Here is a 13,093-nt window from a genome sequence, read left to right on the forward strand (position 1 = left end):
GTATACTCCCACGATTTAAAGTCATTTTATAAGGTATTCATTCAGAAAGATAGGGGCAAGAAGACGTTGTCATTGGGAGAACAGATGATGAAAGTAGTTCGTTTAGTATTAATTAAAGAATCAATTATTAGATTAAATTCGAAGTGTGTGAACACACAAAAAGAAAAGAGGAATTCAAATGCGTTGGGTTGTTCTCATTCTATTATTCTTTGGTGCCGTTATTAACTTTGCTGATAAATCAATCATCGGACTTGCAGCTGTACCTATCATGAAAGAATTTGATCTTTCTTATGCTGAGTGGGGACTTGTCGGAAGTAGTTATTATTGGCTATATCCAGTAACAGGTATTTTCGGGGCAGCGTGGGCGGATCGGCTTGGGGCAAAAAAAGTACTTGGATTCATCATGCTGACATGGACGGTTTTGCAATTCGGGGTTTTGGCCATTGCAGCGTTGCCGTTTCTGATTCTCTACAGAATTTTACTAGGTGCATTTGAAGGGCCGTATAGCCCAGTTGCTTACAGTCATGCGGATAAGTGGTTTCCTCCCAAACTAAAAGGGTTTGCTAATTCGGTAGTGGTTGGCGGGGGAACTGTTGGGGCAATGATTGTTGCACCAATCCTCGTTTCTTTAATTACCATTTTCGGATGGAAGGTTGCCTTTGCCGCTCTTGGTGTAGCAAGTCTTGTTTGGTTCTTCCTATTTCAATTTTTAACAAAGGAAAATCCTGTTGAAGTTTATGAAAATGTACAGAAGAAAAAGAAAGAAAAACTAGAGAAAATTAAAGTGAAAGATTTTCTGGTGCTTCTAGCGTCACCTACTGCTTTATTTACTACCCTCGCTTACTTTTCAACCTATATTCTTGTTGTTTGGTTCTCAGTGTGGCTGCCTATTTATTTAGTGGAAGCCGTTAAGATGACACCCGGTCAGATGGGATCGAGTGTGGCAATAATCGGAGTCGTTTCCGTTTGTATTTATATGGGTGTTTCTATGCTGTCTGATTATTTATTTAAGAAAAATCAAAATTGGCGGTCATCAAGAGTATTCGTTGTAGCTGGTGCAATGATCTTGGGTGCAATATTTTTTTCATCAATCATGGTTTTTCAAAATCCAATTTGGGTGATTCTTGCGATGTGTTTAGCAAAGGGCCTTACATATGCCATATTACCAATAGGCCCAACGATTATGATAAATGAGATGCGTGAACGCGGTGGATTGATGACAAGTATTTTAACTTCATCAGGTAACATAGCAGGGATTATTGCTCCTCTTTTAACCGGATATATCATAGGTTTAGCTGGAGGAAATAAAATATTAGGCTATAACTTATCTATTTTGTTCATGGCCATACTTGTTTTGGCTTTTGGCATACTATTTGCCATATTTGTAAAACCGTCTAAATCAAAAGGGAATAAAGATGAACAGAAAGACTATAATCTTAAATCCTCATAAGCTTGGTCTCAATAGCTGATTATAAAATGATACTAATGAAAATAAATGACAGGTTATTTTCTTGATAGCCTTGATATGAAAAGGGTTGAATTACAAAGAAAAAGGAGCGGATGGAGAAATGAATAGAGATGCGGTCATTGTTTCAGCAGTACGAACAGCAATTGGGAAACAAGGAGGCGAACTAGCGTCAGTTCCCGCCCACGTATTTGGTGCTGAGGTGATAAAAGAAGCTTTAATACGAGCGAATGTAAATCCTGAAATGGTCGATGATGTTATTTTGGGGAATGTTTTAAGCGGCGGTGGAAACATCGCCAGGTTAACCGCGCTGCAAACAGGCTTTTCTATTCAGCTGCCGGGCCTGACTATTGACCGTCAGTGCGGATCAGGAATTAATGCTGTCAATCTAGCTGCTCAGGCAATCTGGGCTGGTGATGGAGAAGTTTATATCGCAGGTGGAGTTGAAAGTATGAGCAGGGCGCCTTACTTGATGGATCGTCCAGAAAAAATATATAGTTCAATGCCCCCGAAGTTCAGAAAATCACAGTTGTCTCCAAAATATATCGGTGATCCGCCAATGGGAATAACCGCTGAAAACTTAGCTGAAAAATATGAGGTCAGCAGAGAAGAACAAGATGAATTCGCTTTCCAAAGCCAGAAAAAAATGGCCAGAGCAATGGAAGAGGGCCGTTTTAATGAGCAAATTGTTCCAGTGAGCATTCCAGTTAGAACGGGAGAGCCTAGCGAATTCAAATTTGATGAACATCCACGACCGCATATAACTAAAGAAGAGCTTGCAAAATTATCTCCAGCGTTTTTAGAAGGTGGATCCGTGACCGCTGGCAATAGTTCAGGGTTAAATGATGCCGCATCTGCCCTGGTCATAATGTCGAGGGAGAAAGCAGAAAAATTGGGGAATAAGCCGTTAGCAACAATTAGAGCACATGCTGTTGCAGGTGTAGATCCAAACATTATGGGAATCGGACCTGTTCCCGCTATAAGAAAGGTAATGGAAAAGTCAGGACTTTCGTTAAATGATATGGACATTATTGAAATTAATGAGGCCTTTGCAGCTCAAGTGATTGCTTGTAACCGGGAGCTTGATATGAATCCTGCAAAAGTGAATGTGAATGGCGGGGCCATCGCTCACGGACATCCACTGGGTGCTACAGGTGCAATCCTAATTACGAAAGCGTCCTATGAATTGAAGCGATCTGGCGGAAGATATGCTCTTATTACAGCTTGCATTGGAGGTGGGCAGGGAATTGCTACGATTATTGAAAGTGATTGATGATTTTTTGCTTATCATTATCCAGGAAAAATTCGTATAAAATGTGATTGTTTCGATCTTAATCTTAGTAGTCAGTTAAGTGAGCAAACCTAAGGAGGAGCATGAATTATGACGATTACTTTAAATAAAGAAATGGTGCAAATGAAGAATATGATTCGTAATTTTGTTGAAAAGGAAGTAGAGCCTTACGCACAACAAATTGAAGAAGAAGATGCCATCCCGCAGCATTTAGTTGAAAAATCCAAAGAACTCGGTTTATTCGGGATAAGCATTCCTGAACAATACGGTGGAATTGGCTTAAATGCGGTAGAAAAGGCTACCGTTTTAGAGCAGTTAGGAAGAACACATAATGGTTTTGTTTCATTAATTAGTGCTCACACCGGGATTGGAAGCACAGGTCTAGTTAAGCTTGCATCCGAACATTTGAAAAATAAATATTTGCCTGAAATGGCAGCTGGTAACAAAATTGCCGCCTTTGCTCTATCTGAACCCGGAGCAGGATCGGATGCAACAAATTTGGCAACAAGCGCAGTGAAAAAGGGAGATTATTGGGTTATGAACGGAACGAAGCATTTCATCACTAATGGGCCGATTGCTGATGTCTATACGGTATTTGCCTTAACCGATAAAGAAAAGGGTGCAAAAGGCGGAATTACTGCATTTTTAATAGAAAGAGATTTTCCTGGCTTAACTGTCGGTAAAAAAGACAAGAAAATGGGATTAAGAGGATCGTATACATCCCAAGTTATTTTCGAAGATTGTATTATTCCTGAAGAAAACGTAATTGGTGAAGTTGGAATGGGGTATATGTCAGCACTTAAAATCTTAGGTGAAGGGCGTGTCGGTCTGGCAGCAAGAGCGGTTGGATCATGCGGTAAATTAATTGAATTATCTGCTAAATATGCGAAAGAGCGTATTCAATTCGGCAAACCAATTGCAGACAACCAGGCAATTCAATGGATGCTTGCAGACATGGCAACGGAAACAGAAGCGGCAAGAGCGTTAACGATGATGGCGGCGCAAAAGATTGATGAAGGGAAAAAGGTGATTAAGGAAGCATCAATGGCAAAACTATTTGCTTCTGACGTTTTTAATCGAGTAGCGGATAAGGCTGTTCAAATTCACGGGGGTATGGGGTATATGGCGGAATATCCAGTTGAGCGTTTTTATCGGGATGCCCGCATTACGAAGATTTATGAAGGAACAAATGAAATTCAACGTTTAATTATCGCTAGGAATATATTGGAAGTGTACTAAGCGTCTTCTGTCTCGGAAACCATGGACTTAAGCATTAAAGAGTAAGGAGTTAGGGGTTCTGCTAAAACGGTAAAAGTATATTACTGAAGCCAATGAGAAATACGGATGATGCGTAGTGGCAGATAAACCTGTACATATGCACATTAAAATTTCAAGGGGGAGAATGAAATGGGAGAAGATATTGTAATCGTGAGCGCTGTCCGAACACCAATTGGACGATACGGAGGTGCGTTTAAAGAAATTAGTTCGGGTCATTTGGCGAGTATTGCCATCAAAGAAGCGATCAAACGGGCAAATATAGAGGCTGAACAGGTCGATGAAGTTATCTTGGGAGAGGTTAGACAAACGACCGAATCGTCCAATGTCGCGAGAGTGGCAGCACTTCGTTCAGGAATCCCTGATTCTGCACCCGCTTTTACAGTGAATCGATTATGTGCATCAGGAATGCAGGCCATCACTTCAGCTGCACAGCAAATAAGGTCTGGTCAAGCTAATATAGTCGTTGCAGGCGGCACGGAAAATATGAGCCGTTCACCAATTTATTTAAGAAGTGCTCGTTTTGGTGGAGACCGGACTAAACTTGTAGATTCAAATACTGAAGCTGGACAGCAACCTCAAGAAATTTACGGAGAAAACTTAGGAATGGGGATCACAGCTGAAAATGTCGCAATACGATACAAGGTCTCTAGGGAAGAACAAGATGCTTTTTCGGTTGGAAGCCAACGAAGAGCGGCTAAAGCGATGGATGAAGGAAAGTTTAAGGATGAGATAGTTCCTGTCCAGGTTATTGATAGGAAGAGTACGATTACAATTGAAAAAGATGAATATCCTCGCCCTGACACCACTAAGGAAAAACTTGCAAACTTAAAGCCGGCATTCAAAGAAAATGGAACGGTTACCGCTGGAAATGCATGTGGTCGAAATGACGGAGCTTCGGCATTGGTATTAATGAAGGCGAGTGAGGCTACACGGTTAGAATTAAAACCAATTGCAAAGATTGTAGACTGGGCGACTGCGGGGGTTTCTGCTGAAGTGATGGGAATCGGTCCGGTGCCAGCCGTTGGGAAACTATTGGAACGCACCGGGAAAAAAGTAGAAGAAATTGGCCTTTTCGAATTAAATGAAGCGTTTGCCTCACAGGCATTGGCAGTGATTCGGGAGTTAGGCCTTGATGAAAACAAGGTCAATGTTAATGGAGGCGCTATAGCACTCGGACATCCAGTTGGATCAACGGGTGCCCGTATCGTGACAACATTAATACATGAAATGATTCGCAGGCAAGAAAGATATGGAATTGCTACCCTTTGTGTAGGCGGCGGCCAAGGAATGGCCATTTTGATCGAAACGATTTAAAGAATGTCCATTAAAGGAGTAGAAACTCATTATGTTTTTTCTCCTTTCGGTACATAAGTTAGAAGGATGTAATAGCAAGGGAACTAGAGAGGAGAAGTGACATTTTGCCTGTTAAAGTGGAGGATATTCGCAACCTATTCGAAAGTAGTTCATTCTTTTCACATATAGGGTTTGAAATCGTTCGATTTGAAGAAGGGAATGTTCTTTTAAAGCTTAATATCGAAGAACATTTACTCAATGTAAATGGAACACTGCACGGAGGTATTCATGCTACCATGCTGGATACTATTCTTGGAATGGTGACTCGTACTGTGACTAAATCTAAAGTTGTGACGACAAGCTTAACCGTCCATTATCTAGCCAGTATGTCATCAGGAGAATTATTTGCGGAAGCAAAAGTCCTTCAACAAGGGTACAAAATTGCCTTTACAGAGGGAGAAATTAAAGATTCCAAAGGCAATATTATTGCAAAAGGCACTGGGGTATTTAAACTAATTCGTGATAAATGAAAATGGGTTGTCCAATTGTCAACGAAATTCAGGTTAAAGTGATAGTCAAGAATCACTAATAAAGGTTTAATAAAGAAGAGCCAAAGAATGGATTGGTTCTTACATAATTTGCAGAGTTCTACTTTTATTTGTAGAAAAAGTAATAGGAGTGAGGGAATTGATTAGAACTTGGCATGAATTTTATCCGAAAGAGACTCCTTTAGAAATCGAGATCCCATTATTGTCATTATACGATTTATTAGAAAATTCGGCTCAACAATACCCAACTAATAAAGCAGTTATAGATGGTGAGAAGGAACTAACTTATTTGGAATTGAAGAATGCATCAGATCGTTTTGCTGCGGATTTATACAATAGAGGGTTTCAAAAGAACAATCGTATAGCACTCATGCTACCAAATTGTCTAGAATATATTATCGCCTATTATGCAATTCATCGTTTGGGTGGTGTGGTTGTTCAGGTAAATCCCTTGTATCAGCCAAATGAATTAGATTATATTTTACGGGATTCCGAAGCCACATGGTTTATTGGGCATGATAAACAAAAGAAAAAGTTAGAGCAAATCGGTTTGACTGACGAGTTTATGATTATTTCAGCTAATAATATGTTGGAAAACAGCCTTTATTCTTGGAGTGCGGCAGGAAATAAGGATCTTCCTGAAATGGATATTAATCCTAAAGAAGATCTAGCTGTTCTTCAATATTCTGGAGGAACAACAGGGAAGTCTAAAGGGGTCATGCTCACACATTTTAACTTAATCTCCAATGTCCATCAAGACTTTACATTTACGGCAAATGCCCTTCAACTCAAAAGACCTGGTGAGCGTATGCTTGGATTGACACCATTATTTCATGTTTTTGGTAATGGCCGTTTGAATAGTTCTGTTTATGCAGGATCGACTTATATCACTTTAGAAAAGTTTGAATTAAACAAGGTGGTAGATTTAATTCGGAAACACCGGCCAACCATTTTCCCAGGCGTTCCGACTATGTATATCGCTTTACTAAATCATCCAGATTTGACTGCTGACGATTTAAGTTGCTTTAAATACTGTAGCTGCGGTTCAGCTCCTCTCCCGATAGAAGTCATTAATCAATTTGAAGAAAAATTGGGTATTTCGATATCTGAAGGATTCGGTATGTCGGAAACTTCACCTACCACTCATCGGAATCCTGTGATAGGTCAAAGAAAGCCAGGAAGTATTGGAATCCCGTATCCTAATACCGATGCTAAAATTGTGGATATCGAAACAGGGATACATGAATTGCCAACTGGTCAGGTTGGTGAACTGATCATTAAAGGCCCGCAGGTGACGAAGGGTTATTGGAAAAATCTTGAGGAAACTGCAACGGCTTTGCGGGACGGTTGGTTATATACTGGAGACATCGCGAGGATGGATGAAGAAGGATATTTCTATATTGTAGGCAGAAAGAAGGATATGATAATTGCTAGCGGCTACAATATTTACCCAATTGAAGTGGAAGATATCATCTATCAGCACCCGAGCGTAGAGGAAGCATGTGTTTTTGGAGTACCAGATAAATATCGAGGGGAAACAGTCAAAGCGGCTATTGTTCTAAAGAAAGGGATGTGTGTAACGGAGCAGGAAATCATGGATTTCTGCTATAAACGTTTGGCCAGATATAAGGTGCCGCGTAGATTTGAGTTCAGGGAACAATTGCCGAAATCTACCGTAGGGAAAATATTGCGGCGAATATTATTGGAAGAAGAAATGGAGAAGCAAACTACAATAACTAAAGGTGAAAGGTAAGCGTACTTGTTATTAAAAAACTTTGGGTCTGTAATAAGTGATTCAGAGCTTACTATTCATATAAACATCAAGAAAGTACCCTAAATAAGGGGAATTTAAAAAAGGTTACCTTTTTTAGGGTTTTCTATCGTTTTTCTACCAATCTATTTTCCTTTTAGAGAAATCGTAAACGAAGTCCCCTTAACTAATAATTCATGAGAAACACCATCTGCTATATCATCTGTAGTAAATGAAAAGGAAGTGAGCTCATCAATGTTTTCTTCTGAATCAATTAATAAACTAATTATGCCTTTTCTTGTTTCCCCTGGTTGGTAATCTGAGCGACTGACTTTTTTTGTCCCAATTAAAGTATCCCCGGAGTGGATGAAATTTTTAGACGGCACATTATATGTAAGTTCATTATTAAATGTAACATTTTCCATGCTGAAAAATTGGAGCTCTTTGGAGTCTTTATTTTTCACAGAATACGTTATTTCAAGATAAGAAACCTCTTCGCCTATATCCGTTTTAGACCACGCAACCTGTTGATCGATTTCCTCCATGCTTAAATTTTCTTTATAGTATATTGAATAAGCTTCTTCAAAACTTAATCCCGTATAGGACTTGAGCTCTTCTTTTGCCTCTTCTTCGAGGGAAGATAATTGAATCCTGCGGATATCCTTGATTGTGATGACCATAGGTGCTAATTCAAACGACTCATTTATTGACTTTGATTCTAGTAAAGTGAAAGTTCCCCAATTTTTTTGATGGACCTTATCGCCAACTTTATCGAGATGGGTCCCACCATATTCCTGCACCTCAGGAATATTGACTTCCTTAGCTTCTATATTTTTCCGTTTTTCCGATTTATTTTGGTTGTCAAAATAATAGAAGGTTAATACGCTTACTAAAATAAGTATAAATCCTGCAATTGTTGATATGACCCATCTTTTATGGATATCTCATCCCTCCTTGTCTTAAACCCTTGATGTAACAAACTATAATATATCATTTTTTCGCCAATGGTGGGATTAAGCACCTGAAAGTGACAGGTTAGTTTAATATGAGTTTATATTATGTGTTAAAATTTGGATAGTGAAAAAGTCACAGAATAATTAAGGAGGGTTGTCTATGTAAGGGTTGGATGTATTTTCCTTTTTAATCTGATGAATTGAGTTTAGCAGGAGACGCTACATCCTTCTACTTGTTTCTTATAATTTTAGGATTGAGCATAATCAATTCATTTATTTTTTTAAAAATAAAACAGTAACGCTAATGTGAGATAGATAATGAGAGAATTACATAGTAATAATAAAGAGTTTTTTTCTTAAAGTAACGGGTGCTTTACTTCAATAAGGGAGTTGCTTTGGTATCTTTTTTTCCTATGGAAATAACGCACCCGTTTGATCAATAAGGTTAAAATAAAGTAAATTGAATTTGGGTAAAATAATCTCTTTCTACTTTGTACTTTTGTTTAGGTAAATCCCATGAGGTCTTTCACATGATGTGCATTTTCTTTAGACGTCAGCATTTCCAGCAATAGAAATGCCACATCAAAAGCGGTACCTGGATTTGAAGATGTAATAATATTGTCGTCAAGAACAATTCTCTCATTTTGTATGTTTGTGCAGAAATGCTTTAAATGCTCTTTTCTTTTGCTCGTTGGATGATCGTAGGTTGTAGCTTTTCTATCAATGAGAATGCCACTTTTACCAAGTGCTAACGATGCAACACAAATGCTAGCAATAGGTTTTTGTCCAGCGTGAAAATGCCGGATAACATTTAAAAATGACTCATTGAATGCGTCTTCATAAAAGCCGGCCTCTTCAAATCCACCAGGAATAGCCAGTGCATCGAAATCATCTAATTGAATGTCATCAACTGTTTTTTCGGGTACGACGGTGAAATTCCATGTGCAAGTTGCAAGTTAACTTGTCCCTAAGACCGACTGTCACAACCTCAGTCGAACCGTCCCCTTCCCATTTATTCCAACCAAGCACATCTGTAAATACGCTAGCCTCCACAGCTTCAAAGCCATCAGCTAATAACAATAATATTTTTTTCATCCTATATCTCCTCCGATGTCTTTATTATATGAGCATACAGAGTTATATTACATAAGTTCAAAAAGGATATTCGTTTATTTTCATTTAAATAATAAAGAATTTAGTTTATTCTATTTAATAAAAAAAGGTGAGGGGAAATATGGATCAAGTAGATAAAAAAATAGTGAGGGAATTGCAATTAAATGCCAAAATTTCTATGAAGGAATTAGCAGAAGTCGTTCATTTATCTTCTCCGGCAGTTACAGAGCGTGTTCGAAAGCTAGAAGAGCAGCAAATTATTGAAGGTTATCATGCACATGTCGCATTGAAAAAAATGAATCGACCAATGTGTGCTATTATATTGTTCGAGTCGAAGGAATGTAAAGCATTAGCGAACTTTTGTCATAACCATCCGGATGTACTTGAGTGTTATCGAGTAGCAGGAGAAATTAGCTATATTATCAAAATAGCAACACATTCTGTCGAGAGTTTAGAACAATTTATCGATGCGTCAATGCAATATGGTACACCTTCAACAAACATTGTGTTATCTTCCCATAAAAAAAAGATAATTGATCCTTTTTTAGCGGAAGAACAATAGTTTGAGCTATGTTGTCATGAGTAAAGAATATATTGAACAAAGCAATTATTTTTAATATGGACAGACGATTATTCAAACAAGTTTAATTAAAGAACAAGCATTGGAAGGGACAAATAAAAGGTCACTTATTCAAAATGTATCTATATTCTAATGGAGATTTCATGTGAAGGAACCATTAAGATAGTTTCTCATTATACCTAGGATTTTGAGGACTAATATTTGAAAGTAAGCCTATAAAGGGTGGTGGAATATTATTTGAAAAATCGAATGGTAATAATTATTTTCCGAACAAGTAAAGAATCCTAATACTTCGTAAGCGTAAATCTTCAACTAAAGAGGTATTGATTGGGCTACCCAATATAATAATCGCATCGGTTAGTTATTTTTTAATGCGATAAAAGGAAAAAAGAGTTATATGCGCTTCCTCCATTACAAGTTAGGCAGGTGGTTTCTGAATAAGGGGAATTGCCGTTAATTCTTGCATGGCACGTTCCGCCAAACTTTTAAACATATCTGCTTCTTCATTATATATCTGACATAGCGGCTATACCTCCCGCATTTTACTCAGATGGAGAGTATAACCTGTTTTTTGAAATTCGTATTGGTATGTTGGTAGATTATTCTTTCATTTTAGTTTCCTTTCTAAAACGTAGTTGTCTTTTATAAAAAAAGAAAACGCTTTCAATTGATGCTGATTTTTTGTATAGTTGAATTAGGAGGTGCTTTATGGAGGAAGAAAAAAGTTCTCTTTACGATAGACTACCTTTAGATTTATTGGCCGGATTCTTTTATGAAATAAATAAGAACATAGAAAAAGGAATCTTATCTAATGCTATGTATCATGAAATTAGATTGATTGAACAATCAGCCTTAAAAAGAGGTATCTCACTTGAATATTCACATGATAAGGCTTATTAATAAAGTATAAAATTTTAACTCCTAGCATGTATTATGCTAGGAGTTAATTTTATTTTTGAACATTAATGTATAGTACAGTCAGAGTGAAATCAGGAAAAGGCGGATTTGCCTTGATAATGCTTGTATCGAATCTTGCTTTTCGCATCTCAAAACAGAGACAGCGCATTTTTCTTCATATCAAACAGAAGAAGATCTCGTGAAAGCCATTGGGGAATACAGCTGGTTTTACCACCACGAACGTTTCTAGGGAAAATTACACGTTTTTGAACACATTTTCTAAAAGTGGATGTTCCAAAAGTATAACTTTTGGGGCATCTCTTTTTATTATAGTTAGGTTCTCTAAAGATTATCAAATAAGGGTTGTGTAGACTTTTACAAGTTTTTATTGACAATGATAATCATTCTCTTTATATTATTGATTATCATTCATAATTTCATACTACTTTTGGAAAGAAGGCATTTCTATGAAAACACGTAGAATCATCGCAAAAATTCATTTATGGCTTAGTATGCTAGCAGGAGTTTTTATAGTACTGATTGGCTTAACAGGAAGTTTGCTTGTCTTTGAACCTGAACTAAACAGCATGCTGCATCCTAATTTGTATAAGGTAACAGAAGGAAAAAAAGTTACGTACCAGCAAGCCTTGCAGGTTGTATCAGAATCACATCCAAAAGGTCAAATTGACCGTGTATACACTCCAAGTGAACCTAACGCTCGAGGAGTTTACCTATTCCGCCTTAAAGAAGGAGAAGAACAAAAAAACATATTTGTCGATCCAGGAACAGGATACATAAACGGAACATTAGGGGATAAAACATTATTTAATCTAATAGCGGAGTTTCACGAACAGCTGCTGTTAAAAGATTTCAATGGTGAGAAAATCATCGGTACGATTGGAATTATTTTCCTTTTTATTACATTATCAGGATTATATTTATGGTGGCCGGGGATTAAAAAATGGGCGCGTGGGTTTATTTTAAGACGTAATGCTAACCCTTATGTACGGCAATATGATCTACATAAAGTCATTGGTGGAGTTTCCATTCCGTTTTTATTGGTTGTTTCGTTAACAGGAGCACTTTTTGTGTATGATGAAATGATTTTTGGTTGGTTTGGTGCAAAAGCAAAGGTCATGCCTCCAGAAGAGCAGCTTATCTCAAAAGACCTTCCCACTGGAAAGCTTCCACTTGATGAATTGATAAGTAGGGCTGAAAAAGCAGTACCTCAGGGAACACTTATGCAAGTTAGAATGCCTGATAAGGTGGAAAGAGGAACTCCAGAAGGCGCAGTGGAATTTCGTCTCAGCGGTTCATTCGATCCAGGGAATGGAAATGTAAAAGTATGGTTAGATCAGTATAGCGGGAAAGTAGTGGGCAAGCTAGATCCACGTGTTAATAGTGGGCTTATGTATCAAACATGGCACCTTCCATTACATACCGGTAGTTTTGGTGGCTTATTTACTAAAATTTTGTATGCTATCGGTGGTCTTACTCCATCTATACTGATGTTCACTGGTGTCTATATGTGGTGGTATAAGAAAAAGAACAAGAACAAACGGAAACAGAAAATCGACTCGAGAGCCGTAGCATAAACTCACGGCGATTTGAAAGCCCTTGTTATCTTATCGCTTATATCCCTGTCAAGTAAATTGTAAGAAAAATTATTTACTCAAAACGGGAGAGTTCAAAGATGTCGCTTAATTAAAAAAAGATTGATGGATGATAGGTTTGTGAACAGTTTGATTGGATTCTTTTCAATTTTAGATCATGCCTTTTATAGTAAAGTCGTTTGTAAAGGTACATTTTTACAGGAAAAGCCCTTATTTGAAGAAAAAAGGGCTTTTTCGTATTTTGTTCGTTTAAGAGTGTTTATGTAAACTAGCTTTCTATTTTTGCTTTTTTTAGAACTAAAAGGGTAGGTT

At 37.8% G+C, this 13,093-nt stretch carries 10 protein-coding genes and 1 pseudogene; 9 read left to right on the plus strand and 2 right to left on the minus strand.

The window, feature by feature from the left end; all coding sequences use genetic code 11:
* Positions 1-178 precede the first annotated feature (178 nt).
* The 6 genes from RE409_RS10675 (at position 179) to RE409_RS10700 (ending at position 7,628) form a co-directional block, all read left to right on the plus strand.
* Entirely contained in the window at positions 179-1,450 is a 1,272-nt protein-coding gene (locus tag RE409_RS10675) for an MFS transporter (protein WP_056523475.1), read from the plus strand.
* Between the two features lie 118 nt (positions 1,451-1,568).
* On the plus strand, positions 1,569-2,738 hold the full coding sequence (locus RE409_RS10680) for a thiolase family protein (protein ID WP_309559258.1): 1,170 nt from the start codon (positions 1,569-1,571) through the stop codon (positions 2,736-2,738).
* Positions 2,739-2,846: 108 nt separating this feature from the next.
* Entirely contained in the window at positions 2,847-3,995 is a 1,149-nt protein-coding gene (locus RE409_RS10685; protein ID WP_201181149.1) for an acyl-CoA dehydrogenase family protein, read from the plus strand.
* A 168-nt stretch (positions 3,996-4,163) separates the two neighbouring features.
* Positions 4,164-5,348 (plus strand): thiolase family protein, encoded by a 1,185-nt coding sequence (locus tag RE409_RS10690; protein ID WP_309558944.1) that lies wholly within the window; start codon positions 4,164-4,166, stop codon positions 5,346-5,348.
* A gap of 104 nt (positions 5,349-5,452) precedes the next feature.
* A complete protein-coding gene (locus tag RE409_RS10695) occupies positions 5,453-5,857 on the plus strand; it encodes a PaaI family thioesterase (RefSeq protein ID WP_098174792.1) in 405 nt (134 codons plus the stop codon).
* 148 nt (positions 5,858-6,005) lie between these two features.
* Entirely contained in the window at positions 6,006-7,628 is a 1,623-nt protein-coding gene (locus RE409_RS10700; RefSeq protein ID WP_201181144.1) for a long-chain-fatty-acid--CoA ligase, read from the plus strand.
* 143 nt (positions 7,629-7,771) lie between these two features.
* On the opposite strand, the gene RE409_RS10705 is transcribed toward RE409_RS10700, so the two are convergent.
* Complete coding sequence (locus RE409_RS10705; RefSeq protein WP_201181142.1) at positions 7,772-8,425, minus strand: hypothetical protein; 654 nt, start codon at positions 8,423-8,425, stop codon at positions 7,772-7,774.
* 656 nt (positions 8,426-9,081) lie between these two features.
* Positions 9,082-9,673 (minus strand): annotated as a pseudogene (locus tag RE409_RS10710) (DJ-1/PfpI family protein).
* Positions 9,674-9,812: 139 nt separating this feature from the next.
* Here RE409_RS10710 and RE409_RS10715 point away from each other — a divergent pair.
* From RE409_RS10715 to RE409_RS10725, 3 genes are all read left to right on the plus strand, one after another.
* Entirely contained in the window at positions 9,813-10,253 is a 441-nt protein-coding gene (locus RE409_RS10715; protein ID WP_201249718.1) for an Lrp/AsnC family transcriptional regulator, read from the plus strand.
* A gap of 726 nt (positions 10,254-10,979) precedes the next feature.
* The gene (locus RE409_RS10720; protein WP_056523459.1) at positions 10,980-11,171 is read left to right on the plus strand and encodes a hypothetical protein; all 192 of its coding nucleotides are present in this window, start codon (positions 10,980-10,982) and stop codon (positions 11,169-11,171) included.
* 464 nt (positions 11,172-11,635) lie between these two features.
* Complete coding sequence (locus RE409_RS10725) at positions 11,636-12,763, plus strand: PepSY-associated TM helix domain-containing protein (protein ID WP_309558945.1); 1,128 nt, start codon at positions 11,636-11,638, stop codon at positions 12,761-12,763.
* Positions 12,764-13,093: the final 330 nt, after the last annotated feature.

The organism is Peribacillus sp. R9-11 (assembly GCF_031345095.1).
Classification (GTDB): Bacteria; Bacillota; Bacilli; order Bacillales; family DSM-1321; genus Peribacillus; species Peribacillus butanolivorans.